The sequence below is a fragment of the Pollutimonas harenae genome (assembly GCF_004153685.1).
GTDB lineage: Bacteria > Pseudomonadota > Gammaproteobacteria > Burkholderiales > Burkholderiaceae_B > Pusillimonas_C > Pusillimonas_C harenae.
In genome coordinates this window covers 82,233-97,980 of sequence record NZ_SDQD01000001.1, presented here as the reverse complement: position 1 = coordinate 97,980, position 15,748 = coordinate 82,233, and the positions used below count along the sequence as shown (strand labels likewise).

At 55.0% G+C, this 15,748-nt stretch carries 20 protein-coding genes; 8 read left to right on the top strand and 12 right to left on the bottom strand.

Features of this window, described 5'->3' with window-relative positions:
- Positions 1 to 57: 57 nt before the first annotated feature.
- The 3 genes from ERD84_RS00520 to ERD84_RS00510 are packed head-to-tail and all read left to right on the top strand — an operon-like array spanning position 58 to position 2,744.
- Positions 58 to 1,332 (top strand): 3-isopropylmalate dehydratase large subunit, encoded by a 1,275-nt coding sequence (locus tag ERD84_RS00520; RefSeq protein ID WP_130037228.1) that lies wholly within the window; start codon positions 58 to 60, stop codon positions 1,330 to 1,332.
- Positions 1,329 to 1,835: a LeuD/DmdB family oxidoreductase small subunit gene (locus tag ERD84_RS00515; protein WP_167667197.1), complete on the top strand. Its 507-nt coding sequence runs from the start codon at positions 1,329 to 1,331 to the stop codon at positions 1,833 to 1,835. The genes ERD84_RS00520 and ERD84_RS00515 overlap by 4 nt, the downstream gene beginning before the upstream one ends.
- 51 nt (positions 1,836 to 1,886) lie before the next feature.
- On the top strand, positions 1,887 to 2,744 hold the full coding sequence (locus tag ERD84_RS00510) for an isocitrate lyase/PEP mutase family protein (RefSeq protein ID WP_130037226.1): 858 nt from the start codon (positions 1,887 to 1,889) through the stop codon (positions 2,742 to 2,744).
- A gap of 17 nt (positions 2,745 to 2,761) precedes the next feature.
- Here the strand turns inward: ERD84_RS00510 and ERD84_RS00505 are convergent, their stop codons facing one another.
- Positions 2,762 to 3,529 carry a GntR family transcriptional regulator gene (locus ERD84_RS00505; protein ID WP_130037224.1) on the bottom strand — a complete coding sequence of 256 codons (768 nt, stop codon included), beginning with the start codon at positions 3,527 to 3,529 and terminating at the stop codon, positions 2,762 to 2,764.
- Positions 3,530 to 3,537: 8 nt separating this feature from the next.
- On the bottom strand, positions 3,538 to 4,509 hold the full coding sequence (locus tag ERD84_RS00500; RefSeq protein ID WP_130037222.1) for a Bug family tripartite tricarboxylate transporter substrate binding protein: 972 nt from the start codon (positions 4,507 to 4,509) through the stop codon (positions 3,538 to 3,540).
- 596 nt (positions 4,510 to 5,105) lie between these two features.
- Between ERD84_RS00500 and ERD84_RS00495 the strand changes: the two genes are divergently transcribed.
- A complete protein-coding gene (locus ERD84_RS00495) occupies positions 5,106 to 5,531 on the top strand; it encodes an ACP-like domain-containing protein (RefSeq protein ID WP_130037220.1) in 426 nt (141 codons plus the stop codon).
- 57 nt (positions 5,532 to 5,588) lie between these two features.
- On the opposite strand, the gene hutG is transcribed toward ERD84_RS00495, so the two are convergent.
- Genes hutG through ERD84_RS00470 form a run of 5 tightly spaced genes read right to left on the bottom strand, consistent with a single transcriptional unit; the run spans position 5,589 to position 9,526 of the window.
- Positions 5,589 to 6,539 carry a formimidoylglutamase gene (hutG, locus tag ERD84_RS00490; RefSeq protein WP_130037218.1) on the bottom strand — a complete coding sequence of 317 codons (951 nt, stop codon included), beginning with the start codon at positions 6,537 to 6,539 and terminating at the stop codon, positions 5,589 to 5,591.
- Between the two features lie 8 nt (positions 6,540 to 6,547).
- Positions 6,548 to 7,342, bottom strand: coding sequence for an amino acid ABC transporter ATP-binding protein (locus tag ERD84_RS00485; protein WP_167667195.1), 795 nt, complete (start codon positions 7,340 to 7,342; stop codon positions 6,548 to 6,550).
- On the bottom strand, positions 7,339 to 8,007 hold the full coding sequence (locus ERD84_RS00480; RefSeq protein WP_130037216.1) for an amino acid ABC transporter permease: 669 nt from the start codon (positions 8,005 to 8,007) through the stop codon (positions 7,339 to 7,341). The genes ERD84_RS00485 and ERD84_RS00480 overlap by 4 nt, the downstream gene beginning before the upstream one ends.
- Positions 8,007 to 8,747 (bottom strand): transporter substrate-binding domain-containing protein, encoded by a 741-nt coding sequence (locus ERD84_RS00475; protein ID WP_130037214.1) that lies wholly within the window; start codon positions 8,745 to 8,747, stop codon positions 8,007 to 8,009. Before ERD84_RS00475 ends, ERD84_RS00480 begins: the two co-directional genes overlap by 1 nt.
- A gap of 26 nt (positions 8,748 to 8,773) precedes the next feature.
- Entirely contained in the window at positions 8,774 to 9,526 is a 753-nt protein-coding gene (locus ERD84_RS00470) for an IclR family transcriptional regulator (protein WP_130037212.1), read from the bottom strand.
- A gap of 132 nt (positions 9,527 to 9,658) precedes the next feature.
- On the opposite strand from ERD84_RS00470, the gene ERD84_RS00465 reads away from it, so the two are divergent.
- A complete protein-coding gene (locus tag ERD84_RS00465) occupies positions 9,659 to 9,802 on the top strand; it encodes a DUF4136 domain-containing protein (RefSeq protein ID WP_130037210.1) in 144 nt (47 codons plus the stop codon).
- A 65-nt stretch (positions 9,803 to 9,867) separates the two neighbouring features.
- Here the strand turns inward: ERD84_RS00465 and ERD84_RS00460 are convergent, their stop codons facing one another.
- Entirely contained in the window at positions 9,868 to 10,329 is a 462-nt protein-coding gene (locus ERD84_RS00460) for a hypothetical protein (RefSeq protein ID WP_130037208.1), read from the bottom strand.
- A gap of 155 nt (positions 10,330 to 10,484) precedes the next feature.
- Here ERD84_RS00460 and ERD84_RS00455 point away from each other — a divergent pair, with 155 nt between their 5' ends.
- Positions 10,485 to 10,709, top strand: a complete 225-nt coding sequence (locus ERD84_RS00455; protein WP_130037206.1) for a hypothetical protein — start codon at positions 10,485 to 10,487, stop codon at positions 10,707 to 10,709.
- A gap of 1 nt (position 10,710) precedes the next feature.
- Here the strand turns inward: ERD84_RS00455 and ERD84_RS00450 are convergent, their stop codons facing one another.
- Both ERD84_RS00450 and ERD84_RS00445 read right to left on the bottom strand, forming a co-directional pair.
- Positions 10,711 to 11,727 carry a Bug family tripartite tricarboxylate transporter substrate binding protein gene (locus tag ERD84_RS00450; protein WP_130037204.1) on the bottom strand — a complete coding sequence of 339 codons (1,017 nt, stop codon included), beginning with the start codon at positions 11,725 to 11,727 and terminating at the stop codon, positions 10,711 to 10,713.
- Between the two features lie 112 nt (positions 11,728 to 11,839).
- The gene (locus ERD84_RS00445; protein ID WP_130037202.1) at positions 11,840 to 12,916 is read right to left on the bottom strand and encodes a TauD/TfdA family dioxygenase; all 1,077 of its coding nucleotides are present in this window, start codon (positions 12,914 to 12,916) and stop codon (positions 11,840 to 11,842) included.
- 97 nt (positions 12,917 to 13,013) lie between these two features.
- Here ERD84_RS00445 and ERD84_RS00440 point away from each other — a divergent pair, with 97 nt between their 5' ends.
- Positions 13,014 to 14,015 (top strand): LysR family transcriptional regulator, encoded by a 1,002-nt coding sequence (locus tag ERD84_RS00440; protein WP_130037200.1) that lies wholly within the window; start codon positions 13,014 to 13,016, stop codon positions 14,013 to 14,015.
- Here ERD84_RS00440 and dtd read toward each other — a convergent pair.
- Positions 13,996 to 14,433, bottom strand: coding sequence for a D-aminoacyl-tRNA deacylase (gene dtd / locus ERD84_RS00435; protein ID WP_130037198.1), 438 nt, complete (start codon positions 14,431 to 14,433; stop codon positions 13,996 to 13,998). The two genes, ERD84_RS00440 and dtd, sit on opposite strands and share 20 nt — an antisense overlap.
- Positions 14,434 to 14,590: 157 nt before the next feature.
- On the opposite strand from dtd, the gene ERD84_RS15900 reads away from it, so the two are divergent.
- A complete protein-coding gene (locus ERD84_RS15900) occupies positions 14,591 to 14,749 on the top strand; it encodes a hypothetical protein (RefSeq protein WP_167667193.1) in 159 nt (52 codons plus the stop codon).
- 49 nt (positions 14,750 to 14,798) lie between these two features.
- Here the strand turns inward: ERD84_RS15900 and ERD84_RS00430 are convergent, their stop codons facing one another.
- The gene (locus ERD84_RS00430) at positions 14,799 to 15,746 is read right to left on the bottom strand and encodes an alpha/beta fold hydrolase (RefSeq protein ID WP_130037196.1); all 948 of its coding nucleotides are present in this window, start codon (positions 15,744 to 15,746) and stop codon (positions 14,799 to 14,801) included.
- Positions 15,747 to 15,748 lie beyond the last annotated feature (2 nt).

Here is a 15,748-nt window from a genome sequence, read left to right as displayed (position 1 = left end):
TTATAAGTACATCTTTACAATTGTTCCGGCTTTCCTTATTTTCTCCGAAGGACTTACATGGCTGCCCAGACGCTAGCTCAGAAACTGATTGCCCGTGCCTGTCATCGCGATGCGGTGGCCGTTGATGAGATCGTGACATGCGACGTGGACCTTGCCATGTTCCACGACTCAAGCGGGCCTCGCAGGCTCAAACCTATGCTCGAGAAGATTGGCGCCCAGATCTGGGACAAATCCAAAGTGGTGCTGGTCATGGATCACTATGTACCCGAAGAGGATGATGACTCGCGACGTATTCTTAAAATCGCTCGAGACTGGGCTCAGGTGCAACAACTGCCACATGTGTACGACTCGATAGGTATCTGTCACGTGGTGCTGCCTCAGAAGGGGCATTTGCGGCCCGGTATGTTTTGTGTCGGGGGCGATTCGCATTCGCCCACTGGCGGTGCATTTGGTGCTTATATGTTCGGGATAGGCAGCACTGAGATGCTGGGCGTGGTGGCGACCGGACAGATTTGGGTGAGGACGCCAGTCACGATCGACATGCATTGGTCAGGTCGCCTGTCCGACGGTGTCAGCGCCAAAGACATGATGTTGCACATGATAGGTTTATATGGCACGAACGGCGCAAATTATGGGGCTGTTGAATATACTGGCGAGGCCGTTGGTGCGCTGTCCATGCAAGAGCGCATGACCCTGTCAAACATGAGTGCTGAGCTGGGTGCGCAGGCGGGGTTGATTGCGCCCGACCAGGTCACCATGGACTACTTGAAAGCAATGGGTGTGGAGGCGGACATCGACCTGGCTCACTGGAAGACCGATGCCGCAGCTGAGCGTGATATCAGATCGTTTGATGCCGGCAGTCTTGCCCCCATGGTGGCCGCGCCGCATAGCCCCGACAATGTGCATGCGGTGGATGAGCTGGACAATATAGCCGTGCAGATCGCCTATATTGGCGCCTGTACGGGCGCCAAGCTGGACGACCTGCGAGCTGCCGCACAGATCCTGAAAGGCCATCGCGTCAATACCGGGGTACGTCTCATGGTAGCCCCGGCGACTTTGCGTGACCAGCAGGACGCCCAGGACGAAGGCATCATGGACATTCTGGTCGATGCGGGGGCGCAAGTCTTTGCAACGTCCTGCGGTGCGTGCTCGGGCTACGGCAATGCATTGGCGGGAGCATCCAATGTCATTTCCAGTACGGCGCGCAACTTCAAAGGCCGCATGGGCTCGGCGGATACCAATGTCTTTCTTGCTTCGCCGTACACCGTGGCTGCTTCAGCCTTGAATGGCCGAATTATGGACCCCCGCAAAGTCCTGGCGGAGAACAAATGATGGAAAAGCATCGTGTATGGCGAGTGGGTGACAATATCGATACCGACGCATTGGCTCCGGGCGCCTATATGAAGATGGACCTGGCCGATATGGCGGGGCACTGCCTGGAAAGCCGTTATCCGGGCCTTGCCGCGAATCTTCGTGCCGGCGACGTGATAGTGGCAGGCCCTGGCTTTGGCATAGGCTCATCGCGCGAGCAGGCGGTGGGTGTGCTGGTGCAGCTTGGCGTCAAGGCCGTCATTGCGCCGTCTTTTAGTGGTTTGTATTTCCGCAATGCATTTAATCTGGGCCTTCTGGCCATTGTTTGCCCCGATGCCGAGCAGATACCCGAGGGCAGTCTGGTTGAGATCGATACTGAACAATCTGTCTTGCGGCTGTACGAAAAAGATGTCGAACAAGCATCGCAGGATATTACTTGCCAGAAAACGCCGTCATTTCTTGTAGAGATGGCCGCTGCAGGCGGTCTGTTGGCTCAACTGCAACGTAAATTCGCTACTTCCTAACTTGTTGCGGTCCGCTCATGGGGCGGTTCGAAGCACATTTTGTAGAAACTGATGAAGTCACTCAAATCTCTTTTGCAGTCCACGCCTTGCCTGTTGGTGCCCGGCGTTTATGATTCCTTGTCGGCGCTTATTGCCGAGCAGGCGGGTTTCCAAGCCGTTTATCTCTCGGGTGCATCGATCGCCTATACGCGGCTGGGCCGCTCCGATGTTGGCTTGACCACTTATACCGAGGTCGAGCAAACCTTATCGCGCATTGCCGATCGTGTAGAGCTGCCCATTGTCGTTGATGGCGACACGGGCTTTGGCAACGCATTGAATGTGGCGCGTACCGTCAAGGGCTTTGAAAAAGCCGGCGCGGCAATGATACAGCTCGAAGACCAGACTTTTCCCAAGCGTTGCGGGCATTTATCAGGCAAAGCCGTGGTGCCGGTGACTGAGATGTGCGGCAAGCTGAAAGCTGCACTGGACGCGCGCCGTAGCGACGAGACCCTGATTCTGGCGCGGACAGACGCTGTGGCAGTAGAAGGGCTTGACGCCGCGTTTGATCGTGCACAAGCTTACCTGGAGTGCGGCGTAGACGTGCTCTTTATAGAGGCCTTGCGGACCGATGCACAAATGCGCCAGGCTTGCGGGCGCTTCAAGGGCAAGGTGCCCTTGTTAGCCAATATGGTGGAAGGCGGCATGACACCAGTGCATTCCGCCAGCGAACTCGGAGAAATCGGCTTTAGCATGGTCATCTTTCCGGGGGGGGCGGCACGTGCCGTTTCGCATGCCCTACAAGCGTACTATGGTTTGCTGCAGCAGAACGGCAGTACAGCCGGTTCGACTGACGCCATGCTCAACTTCGAGCAACTGAACCAACTGATCGGCACCCCTGCCTTGATGGAGCAGGCCCAACGCTACGAGTAAGGTGGCTGCCGGGGTGGCTAGTGGCTATCGTTGACGATCCAGCCATCCACCCCTTTCGAGCGCTTGTTCGAGAGCGCCATGCGATACTCAAAATGCTCGGGGTTGTAGACGGCGACCAAGTATTCAACAGGCCTGCCTTGTGTGTCGCGGTTCAGCCGTTTTATACACAGCAACGGTGATGAAATGCCCACCTGGAGTGCTTCGGCGTGATGCGCGTCCGCGGCTGTTGCCGTAAATGACTGCTCGGCGGACCCCAGGCGTATTCCCAAACCTTTTAACAATGCCTGCAAAGGCGCCTGGGTCATATCTTTTTCTGAATAGCGTCGTCCGATGGACTCCGGGACATACGTCACCAGGTATGAGAAGGGTACCTGGTTGTGATAGCGCACACGGATGGCCTTTTGCACTTTGGCGTTGGCAGGCAACTCCAGTTGGTGTCTGGCCATTTCGTTGGCTGTCTCGTACCCAAAACTCAGCACCTGAACCTGGGTGCCTGTGCCCATTTTGTTCAGGTGGGCAACGAGCTTGTTGATGTCAGCGCGCAAAGGCTGACTTGCAACGTTGCCGGCTATCGGAAAGGTGCCAGACCCCTGGCGCCTTTCCACCAGGCCTTCGCGCTGCAACAGCTCCAGAGATCGGCGGATGGTAAGGCGGGATACTTTGTATTGTTCCGCCAGAACATTTTCCCCCGGCATGGCCTCATTGTCGACATATTGGCCGTTCTCTATTGCGTGCTTGAGCAGGCGGTAGATTTTGTAGTAGCGGGGGGTGGGGTTGTCGATCATAGTCTCGGTCAGTCGGCGGTCACTCCGGTGAATTTTACGACTTTGGCATAGCGTTTGATGTCTTTCGATACGAACTGAGCAAACTCTTCGGGCGTATTTGTTACGACCGTGCCACCTTCCGGTTCGATAAGCTTGATGAAGCTTTCACGCTTTGCGCCTTCACGAACGGCGTGGTTCAGCTGCTCCAGGCGTTCTGCCGATATGCCGGCCGGCCCGAACATGCCAAACCAGGCCTTGGAAGTAAAGCCCTCGACGGTGTCCCCAATAGGAGGGGCCGAAGAAAATTGCTTCATGGGCTCGGGGCTGGTCACACCAAGAAACTTGATGCGGTCGCTGCCATATAAAGGCATCACATTGACTGCGCTGGCAAACATCAAGTCGACTTGCCCGCCAACCAAGTCCTGTAGTGCCGGCGCTGTGCCCTTATAGGGGACGGTCAGGCCTTCTATGCCCGCATCCATTTCAAAGCTTGCCGTGGCCATATGCAGTGAGGAACCAACACCGCCAATGGCGAAGGAATACTTACCCGGATCTTTCTTGGCCAGCTTAATCAAGGTTGCCACGTCACTGGCTGGGAAATCCTTGCGCGCTACCAGCACGCTGGGCACCTCGGCCAACATGCTGATGGGCGTAAAGTCTTTCTCAGGGTCGAAAGGCAGTTTTTTGTATAGGGTTGCGTTGACCGTAAAGCTGGTAAAGCTGACCAGCAGGGTATTGCCGTCTTTGGGTGCACGGGCCACAGCGTCGGCTGCAATGTTGCCACCCGCGCCAGGCCTGTTCTCGACAATGACGGTCTGACCCAGAATATCGGTCATTTCCTGAGCGATACCGCGAGCAACGCGATCGGTCGTGCCGCCGGGTGAAGCGCCTACGACAAGTTTGAGTGGCGGCTGATCGGCGGCGAGTGCCAGTGTGGGAATGGTTGTGGAAAAGGCCAGGACGGCGCCCAGTACGCCGGCGCCCAAGTAACGTTTGTGCATGCCTTAATCTCCGGTTGATTTTATGTATGAGTAAGTTTAGGTGTAATCATATACATGTACTGATAACAATACAACTAGGGATAGTGGCTAGTGTGATGTCTTACCGCTCGGCCCCCGCTTTTTTTCTGCAAGTGCGATCGTGCCGAAAAGCGGATAAATGGCATTTCCTGCGCGCATTCGGCCAAGTCCAGCCCTGAAAATCGTTGTGCCTTGCCCGTTGTGCCTTGTCTTTAGGCACAACAATCAGAATGGACTCCTTGTACAGTTGGCTGCGTACCAGGTTGTCCATGCTGGCAACGGCTTCAAATACCCTTAGAGACTTGATGTCCAACGAATGTGCAATCTTCATGTCTCATCCTTATATTAGAAATATTAGCTTCTGTTTGATTAGATTCAATTAATTATTGCGGTGTATTAGTAAAAATAATAATTAGGTTCATTGCTGCTGATGAAGCAGACAGCAAGGCGAATGGCTTGAACGCTTGCTGCTGTCCATTGAATTTCAATTGGACACGGGCGCTTACAGGCCTTGCATGGCGGCGATGGTATAAAAATTTAAGAGCAGGCTTGATGCCTGGAATTTCAAAGGACCATCCATGAACCGTAAACTCACAACACTGGCCGGCTTGTTTTTATGCGCAGGGCTGGCGGCATGTTCGACGACAGACGAAAACGTCAAGACGCTGTCGCAACAAACGGTCGAATACAACTGCGGCCAAGGAAGCACCCAGCCCTTAAGCGTCCTGTATACCTTCCAGGGAGATGAGCCGATGGCCGCAAAGGTGATCTATAACAACCAAGCCATAGATCTCACCCGTGCCACTACCAGCAACGCCGATATGGTCGGCAACACATTCCGCGGTAACGGATACACATGGACCACCGATAAATTCACGCGTGAGAATGTGGCTGCGGTGAACGGAAAAATGCTGACCCAGGACCCGCAGCGGGGGGCAGCCAGCCAGACGTCCACCGTCAGCAACGTCCTAATCAAGGATTGCAGGGTTGCAGGCGCCTCGTAAGCGCCATCATGCTCAAGCAGCTATGGCGGCGCTCACGGACTGTCCGAGGAGCATGCCTCAGGGCGCCAGCAGCTGCCACGCAAGCCGGGCGGCAATGCGTGCGGTATGGTTGTCAATGTCAAAGTCGGGATTGATTTCAACAATATCGCTGACACGCAGCTTGCCGCTTTGCTTGACCCGTAAGGCCAAGGACTCTATCACGCTGTAGGGTACGCCCAGCGGGGCGGGTGCTGAAACACCTGGCGCGACCGAGGCCGGCAGAACGTCCAGGTCGATGGTGAGGTAGACGTCGCCGGCTAGAGCAAGCAGCTTGTCCAGGTCTGCCAGGCGGTTTTCCAGATGCTGCGGTTGCATGTCTGTGTCTTCATAAAACACAGTACCGAGTTCTTGCGCGTGGGCATAGAGCCCGGCGGTGTTGCTCAGCTTTGATACCCCAAAGCAGGCATAAGTGACTGGTGTGGCGTTTTGCCTGCAAGCCTCGAGAATCTGGTCAAAAGGCGTGCCCGAGCTGCCTGGCCGGCTGCTGCGCAGGTCAAAATGTGCATCCAGGTTCACGATAAGCAACGGCTTGCTCGACGCGTTATCCGTAGCTCGCACGGCAAGGTGCTGCGCCAATCCCTGATACGTGCCCCAGGCCGTTTCATGCCCGCCGCCCAATATCAGCGGACGAGTGCCGGCAGCCAGTGCACTGGCCACCTGCCGTCCCAGCGCCGCCTGTGCTTGCTCCAGCGCATCGTCTTCGCAGACGATATCACCCGCATCCCACAACACATCGAAGTCATGTGCAGGCAAGCCCGCCATCATCGAGCGGATTGCGTGCGGACCTTTGCGTGCTCCGGGGCGGCCTTTGTTGCGGCGCACGCCGGCATCGCAGGCAAACCCGAGCAGTACGGGCTCGCCCGCAGCAAACCCGTTGTTTGCCTGTCGCACGATCTGGAACAGACGACGGGTATCGCCCTGTTCGGCAGCATCGTTCCTGCCCTGCCAAATATTCTGAGTCGTATCCATGCCCCGTCCTATGCGTCTTTCTTGAGTACAGCCTGCAGAAAACTGCGGGTACGTTCCTGGCTGGGGTTCGTGAAAATGACTTCCGGCTTGTCGGCCTCTATGATCCGTCCGCCGTCCATGACGACAACGGTGTCGGCCATATCGCGGGCAAATCCCATTTCATGCGTGACCACCATCATGGTCATTCCTTCTTTGGCCAGCAGTTTCATGACGCTCAGCACTTCACCGACAAGCTCGGGATCAAGCGCCGACGTCGGCTCGTCGAACAGCATGACCTTGGGCTCCATGGCCAGCGCGCGGGCAATCGCCACACGCTGCTTTTGTCCTCCGGACAGGCTGGCGGGCATGGCCGCGGCCTTCTCGGACAGGCCGACTTTGTCGAGCAGTGCCATGCCTTGTTCCTTGGCGGCTGCGGCACTGGTCTTTTTGAGAGTACGCGGCCCGACCGTAATGTTGTCCAGCACGGTCAGGTGAGGGAAGAGATTGAACGACTGGAACACCATACCTACTTGCGTCCGCAAGGCATTCAATTGGCTGTCGTTCAGCATCTTACCGTTTGTCAGCAAACGCTGGCCGCAGATGTCGATCATGCCGCGCTGCGCGACCTCCAGTCCGTTACAGCAACGCAGCAAGGTGCTCTTGCCGGAGCCGCTGGGGCCGATCACCACCACCACCTGCGATTTGTCAACTTCCAGATTCACGCCCTTAAGCACCTCGTGGTCGCCATAAGCCTTGTGCAAGCCCTGTATCTGAATCATGGCTTGTGTCGGTTCTGAAGACTGCTCGCTTGATTGACCGCTCATTGCACCATGCCTCCTGCTTTAAGGCGCAGCTCTACGCTACGCAATGCCATTGTTACAAAAGTGGTCATCAGCCAGTAGATCACGGCAATCACCAGATAGATTTCCAGGGAGCGGTACGACACACTGATGATTTTTTGGCCTTCATGCATCAGATCGTGGATGGTCAGCAGGGAGACCAGCGCCGAGTTCTTGATCAGCGAGATAAACTCGTTGCCCAGCGGCGGGATCATGCGTACGAAAGCTTGCGGCAGAATGATCTTGAACATCGCTTGCCGGCCCGACATGCCCAGTGATCGGGCCGCTTCCATTTGTCCTTTGTCGACCGACTGAATCGCACCACGCACGATCTCCGACACATACGAGGCGGAATACATCCCCAGGCCCAATACGCCGCAAGCAAAGGCAGGCAGCAGCAGGCCGAAGCGCGGCAGGCCGAAGAACCAGATGAAGAGCTGGACCAGCAGCGGCGTACCGCGGAAGCACGAAAGATAGACGCTGGAAATGCCATAGACCATGCGCCGCTGGGGATTGAGCCGACCTATGCCTATCAAAAGTCCGAGCAGGCAGGAAAGCAGTAGTGCACAGATCGTTACTTCCACCGTCACTGTGGCGCCGCTTAGCAGCGCACGCCAATCAGTGAACGCGGGCGTGAAGTCCAAATTCATTATTTCCCGCCTTCAAACCATTTGTCGACGATCTGCTGGTAGGTGCCTTTCTCCTTGAGGCGCTTGAGCGCATCATTCAGGTCCGTCACCAGCTCGGGTTGACGCTTGTCTACAGCGATTCCGTATTCTTCAGTGGTGATTTGTGCGTCCAGAACAACCAGGTCGGGATGGGATTGTGCGTACAGCTTGGCGGCGGGTTTGCCGGTTACTGCAGCATCCGCACGACCCACGCCTACAAGATTGAACATTTCTTCGTTCTTCTCTACCTCGACGCGCTGCACTTTGGGGTAGTGCTCTTGGAGGTAGCCTACCGACTTGGTACCCACCTGTACGGAAACGCGCTTTCCATCGAGGTCTTTGAGCGACTTGATGGGGCCGTCACGGCGAGTCAATACGACGAGGCCGCCGGCATAGTACGAGTCGGTGAAATCCACTACCTGCTTGCGCGCGTCTGTAATATAGATGGCAGATACTGCCATATCGGCGCGACCCGACAGAACGGCAGGGATCAGTCCCTTGAAATCAATATCGGTCCAGGACGCCTCCTTGCCCATTTCCTTGATTAGGGCTTCGGTCAACTCAATGTCGAAGCCAGTGCGCTTGCCGTCCTTGCTGAACTCCATGGGCGGGAAGGTGGGATCCGTGACAATGCGTACGGTGTCGGCAGCGAGGCCGGCGGAGGCAAAGCCGCTCATCGATACTGCAAACAGCGCTGCCAGGATGGTTTTGCGTGATGTCATGACAATCTCCTTGTGTGGGAAGGCTCTCAATGGCTTTGCAGCCGTGATGAAATGCGTGCGGCAATGGCAGACGTCATGTCGATAAACTGCCGTTCGCGGTTATGGATTCGGGTATTGGGGGCCATGAGGGTAATGGCCGCTATCGCATGTCCGTATTGCTGGAATATGGGTGCACCGATACCCCAGACGCCCTCGTCCACTTCGCTGTCTGAAATACAGTAGCCTTGAGCGCGTATGTCCTCGAGCGTTTTTTTCAGGGCAACGATATCTTGCTGTTGGACCAGGCCACTGTGCTCCAGATGGCGTAAAGCGGCGGCACGGCGATCATTGTCCATGAAGGCGAGCAGCGTTTTGGCGGAAGCCCCTTTCCAGAGAGGAAGCCCTCGACCTTTGACGAAGGAACAACGCAGCGAACTTGGGCTTTCGACCATGTCGAGGCAAACCACCTGGTTATTCGCGGTTGCCAGCAGGCCAACTGACTCTCCCGTGTTTCGGGCCAGCGTTTCGAGCTCGCCATGGGCCTCTTGAACCAAGTAAGACAATTGGTCGAACCCCCATGCCAGGGGTAGACACATCGGCCCGGGTAAATAGGCGCCGTTGCTCTCCATGACAAACCCCCAGCGCTTGAGCAAGGCCAGTTGCCTGTACAGGGTGCTTTTGCTCAGGCCGGTCTCGGCGATCAGTTCTGCAGGTGTCACAGACCGTTCGAGCTTGGCCAGTGTTGCCAGTACAAATAGAACCCGATCAGCGCCGCCTTTGGCCACGAACTCGTCGGACATGGAGTATCTCAAATCAGAAACAAGGTGCTACTTTATTCTGGTTTCCCATAAACGAGGAATTCAATTCCTGAAAATTGGGAAATTTAGGCTAAACCCTTATGAAACGATCTTTGTATATTGGCCTGATCCAGGTTGTCCTCAACCGCTACCAGCACTTTCGATGTTGGCACGCTGGCGATCGATATGCTTGATCTGAAGAGCAAGCGAGCCGTCTGGCGGAGCAATGTCAGCGGAACCATACCCAGCTCACCCGAAAGGCTCAACGAAGGCATCTAAACGGGTATCGCCAAGGTGTTTGCTGAGTTTCCGCCGGGTAGCCAGGCGAAGTAAGCGTTCGGGCTCTAACCCGACAGGCCGAGCCAGAGCAGGTAGACAGCCAGGACCGCAGCCAGGCCAAGGTCTGACACCATGGCGGCAACCTCCGCGCGAGTTGTGGCTTTGTTCCGAATATGCTGGAAACCGGCCAATGCAAAGAAAATGCATCCCGCCAAGGCAAGGGCGGGCACCCAGGCCGGGAAGTACAGACTGGCGATAGCAGGGATGCCTATCGCCAGATTGCCAAAGCCGATTTCCAGGACAAGCTTGCCGGCAGCCGGGTCGTCGATTTCAAAAATATCCTTGGCGGTATAAGCCGGGCGCATCATTTGGTGCGCCGCTGCGCTGACAAGACGCCATCCCACGCCCCAGAATACAAACCATTTTCCGAGCGCGTAGACTAAAGCCGCCTGGTTATTTGCGACATCATGAACAATAGAGATGATGGGCATCACCACCATCAACAATACGATCGCAACAAGCTGCATGGCCGCTCCCTTAACGTGATGAAAACATCAGTGACAATAAACCGTGGGGGTGAGGACATGCAATGGCCAGCCGTACAAATGGCTGGCCATCCTCCGGTGGCAGGCGTCAGAGCCTTACACGTCTGGCTCGGTGCATTTTCTCAGGATCGAATCCTATGACAGACCCCATCTGCAATTTCCCTCGGCCCAGCGAGCAACTCACCAAGCCACTCAACGCCCTGAAGACGCATTGGGGCTGGTTTGTAGCAGTTGGCATTGCCATGCTGATACTGGGTATGGTGGTACTTTCGTATGTGCTGGCGGCCACGCTGGTCAAGGTGCTCTTCATCAGCGGATTGCTGCTGAAACCGGCGCCATCACTGCTGGCTATGCTGCGGTGAGCTACTTTTCCTTCGAGCCCGCAGTTCCTTTGTCCTGACGCTTCATGAGCGCAACCGCCTTGGTCCAGAGTTTCGCGTCCTGCTTTACAAACTTGGCGAACGCTTCCGAATTTTGATACGACACGTTTACGCAAGCCTTGGTCAGGGCTTCCCGAACACTTTCCGTGGCAAGTGCCTTCTTGAGTGCTTGGTCCAATCGCGCAATTCGGTCGGCGGGGGTACCTGCGGGAGCATGCAAACCATACCAGCCTTGGGTGTCGATTGCTGGGTAACCTGCTTCTGCCATGGTCGGAATATCGGGTGCCATGCTGGATCGCTCTTCTCCTGTAATGGCCAGGACATTAACCTTGTCGTTGCTAATAGAGCCACAGGCTAAATTGCCGGACACGGTGGCCAGCGCAACTCGCCCCTCATAAAGATCCGTCATGTGCTGTGCCGCACCCGGATACGGCACAAACAGCAAATCCAGCTTGGCTTCTTTGGCCAAAGTGTGTGTGATGTAAGTTGTAAAAGCGCCACCGATGATCACCGCGGCAGGTAGCCCTGGGTTTTTCTTGGCATAGGAGACAAGTTCGGGAATCGTCTTTACCGGCAGTGTTGCCGACGCCAGAATAAAGCCTGAAGAGGTCGCAATACGACCTATTGGTGCGAAATCATCGACACTCCAGCTGATGTTGTCGAACAAGACCGGAATGCTGGTCAGTACTGCCGAACTAGACAGCAAGGTATATCCGTCAGGCTTGGCTCTGGCTACCGCCATGGCTGCAATATTGCCTTCGCCACCTGGGCGTGGTTGTACGATGATAGGCTGGCCAAGGTCGCTACTCATCTCTTTTGCAACTATTCGGGTCAAGGTATCGACAGCACCACCAGCGTTATACGGAATCACTATTTCTATTGGCTGTGTGGGCCATTCGTCTCCTGACGATGCTGAATGGCTGGCGCCACAGAAAAATACCGAAGCGATGGTTGCTGCAACGACTGAAAGTTTCTTGCTTATGATTGATTTGCCTGTCATGTTGTCTGCCTCAATTTAAATTTTTTTAATGACCGAAATAGAAAATGGTAGGGACGCGTTTACTTGCGGCCACTACCCATTCACCTTGAGCGTATGGAGTGGAGTAGCCGGCTTAGAAGTCTTCAAGCGTAAAGTTGAGACGAGTATCCTTGACAACAATTCCACCGCGATTGCCAGGTTCCAGCGAGCCATATCGTGCTGCGAAGCTCTCGGGCAAAGAGCGGGCGGTCTTGGGCGACAGCCAAAGCCTTAGGAGATGTCGGCGGCGCTCAGGTTCGGGCCAGTCTTCAAAATCCGTACGGGAGTGGAGTATCTGGTGATTGTGCAAGAACTGCATGTCACCCACCCTGAATTCCATCTGCAGATTGAGATCTGGATCATTGGTGAGGTCGTCCAGCATTTCAAGTGCTTCAATCTCGGTTTGCGTCAGCCGCCGTGCTTGCGGAAAGTTCTTTTGGGCGCTGCGGATGTACTGGCCAGAATAAATGGTCGTGAGATGCCCTGCATGCCAGTTGAAGACTGGTACTTCGAACCATGGCAGCATGCCTTCGGGAATCTCCCCACGACGGTCTGTCGGGAATGCATGAAATAACTGGACAGCCAGATCTGGGCGCCGTGCCATCATTTCGTTATAGATGGTGACGGAGCTGACGATACGGCTTTCTCCACCGCTTTGGGATGTCTGCAGGCACAGCAAGCCAACAATATCGCAGGAGTCGGTGTGGTATTCCAGACCACGATTGGTTTGGTAATAGCGGGTTTTGGCTTGGTTGATGTCTGCTCCCATATCACGGACATGGCCAAGCAGATGTCCTTTGGCATTCTGTGAGCGGAAGCTTCCAAGGTGAGCGCCTATGCCCAGGTATGCGATTGCCGAATCACCTTTGCCGTAGCGTTCTACAGGTAAGCCTCGCAGCAATACAAAACCCCGGCCGTCGAGGATTTCGTTGAGTATTTGCCCCAGCTTTTTGGACAGCATAGGCAAGGAGAACGTTGCAGGACTGATGTCGGCCATAGAAAGGTCTTGGGCATGAAAGGACGCAATCGCATGGTCTATTTCCTGGATGTCTTCCGGTTGAAGTTCATGTATCCATGCGGTGCTGTTGCTCAGATCGCGTCCGTACCAGGCTGCGGCACCTTCGACGGCAACAGGTGCTTCTTTCAATTGGTCATCGTTTGCAGTGCTCATGATTTTCCTTGATGTAGATCAAAAAGATGGAAAAAGTTTAAACTCATGCTAATGCCTGAACAAACGAATAATTTCTATACATTAATTGATTTAATCAATGGCAAATATCACCTTAAAGCATATTCGGGCCTTTATCGCCGTAGCGGCTGAGGGGAGCTTTACCAAAGCGGCCGATAGTCTGCACGTCACACAGTCAACCTTGACTTCATCAATCAAAGTCCTGGAAGACGAGGTCGGCTTGCAAATGTTCGATCGGTCGACACGTTCGGTGGTGCTGACACGACAAGGGAGTATTTTTCTGCCTGCGGCACAGCGGCTGCTACGCGACCTGGATGACGTGCTGGACGACTTGCGTATGGTGGCCGAGCGAGAGCGAGGGTCTGTTGTAGTTTGTGCTGCGGGCTCTTTCATTACGTACGTGTTGACCCCTGCCTTGATGGATTTGGCGCACCGTTACCCTGGCATCAACACGCGCTTTACCGAAGGCACGACCCAAAGCGTGGCGCAGCAAGTCATGGCGGGCGAAGCGGACTTTGGCGTTACCACATTGTTCGAACCTATTCCTGAGCTCGATACAGCCCTTCTGTTAACCGATGCCTACGGCGCAGTGTATTGTGCCGACCATTCTTTAAATACAGAGCCGGGCTCATTGGTATGGAGCAAGTTAGCCCGCCACACCATGGTTCGCCTAAGCAAAGCCAATGGCATACGTATATTGCTCGACCAAGAGCCGAAGATTGCAGGATTTTTCAATAAAAATACGGCTTATGAAGTGAGTGGCGTTGCATCGCTTCAAGCCTTGCTCAGGCGGGGCTTCGGCTTTAGCGCCTTGCCCGCATTGGCGGCCAAATCGCTCGTAGTGGAAGGACTGCGCTTCCGTTTATTGTCGCGCCCAGGCATACGCCGCAAGCTATATGTAGTGAAGAAAAAGGGGCGTAGCCTTTCGCCTGCCGCTGTTGCGCTATTTCGAGCCATGATAGACGCGCTCGAGAGTATGGCGCCAGACGAGGCGGTAGAAATTGCATTTACCCGGGATGAAATGCAAGCCTTCTGTGGCATCCAGGCATTAGGCAACTCGGTTAGAGCTGTATCGAAATAGTGACTGGGCCATCATTGACCAGACTGACCTGCATGTTTGCGCCAAAGGTGCCGGTTTCTACAATAGGATGCAGTTTTCGGGCTGCTTCCACAAAATAATCGTATAGATCTTCACCCGTTTTCGGATCGGCCGCGCCGCTGAAGCCTGGCCGGTTGCCGCTCCACACGTCGGCCGCCAGCGTGAACTGGCTGACAATCAGCAAACCGCCTTTAACATCCTGGATGCTGCGATTCATCTTGCCAGCGTCATCGCTGAAAATACGCAATTTAAGCAACTTGTTCAATATGCGGTCGGCGGTCGCCTGCGTATCGGCCGTTTCGGCGCAAACCAGCACCAGTAGCCCTTGCTCGATACGACCTGTGATATGGCTATCAATAGAGACGCTGGCCTGGCTGACGCGTTGGATAACTGTTTTCATGGGTGTACGGTAGCAGATCCTTGTGACACGACTTCCTTGACCTTCTCGATGAAGGTCCGGCTGGCAGGTGAAAGGTGACGGTCGCGGCGGTACAGAAAGCCTATGCTGCGCTTTGCGGAAGTCGAGATCCTGAATAAGCAGGTATTAGGAACTGGTCATGAGTATGAAGCAAGCAGCCCTGTACGGGCTGGGTAATATGGCTTACTTGGTAGCCGAGCGAATCCCCAAGCATTTTTCTTTGCAGGTGGCGGATCTTGATAAGACTTCCCTAGTCAAGGCACAGAGTGCTCTGGGCGTGATGATTATGCGGCCATAGCCAAGGTTTGGGCTGATTGGGGGCGTCCCGCCAGTCCTGGCTCTGATGGCTAGATTGAGTCTTGTATCCAACGCGCAATGTCGCGTGCAATGACGTCATTATTGTTGTCCATCATCAGCATGTGCGAGTTTCCCGTAATTCCTTTTTCGGGCAACTCACACCAGTGCGTGTTGATACCTGCATTGCGTAGTGTGTTTTTGAATGCCGCGGCTTGTGAGGTCAGGTCGCGCCAAAGCGGTGTCTGATCCAGATAGTCGCCATAGACGAACAGGCAAGCCGCCAGGCCCAACTCCGATACGTTTTTTTCGTGGCAAAAACCGGAGGGTTCGACGGCTATCATGCCGCGGACAATATCGGGACGCTGTGCTGCGGCCCGAAAGGCCACTTCCCCACCATGGCTATGTGCCAGCACGATGCATGGGCCGATGCGGTCAAGGGCAGCACAGAAGGTATCAACTGCCGTATCGTTGTTGGATAGCCAGCGTGGTACGGAAAATGCTCCAAAGGACTCCATGTGCTGGACGGGAAAGCGTTGACCGGCAAATGGAATGCGCTCGGCGAAACCGACAGCCTCTCCGAGGCGAAATAATGTCCAGGCTTCTTCAGCGCTACGAATAATGGGTGTATCGGGCCATACTCCGGGAAATGGCGCCCAGCCCGCTCGCCCACGTTCGATATTGTCTACGATATAGACGGCATGACCTTGTTCGACAAAAGTCTGTGCCCAACCATTGCGGCCGTCTGGTGTTTGTTCCCACATGGTGCCTGACATTCCTCCACCATGCAGCAAGACCAGAGGCAATGGATGGCGCTGTTGGGCAGGAATAAAAAACTGAACGTAAGCCTGTTCGATGTGGAATAGGCCATTGGGATCATATTGATAGGACGCCGACTCTGTAAAGGCAATCGAACGGATAGGCTCGTTGGTGATGTGAAGGGAACGGCCCCCCGCATAGAAACTGCCAAACCGTACGGTACAGGCTGGTGGTTTGTTCATGG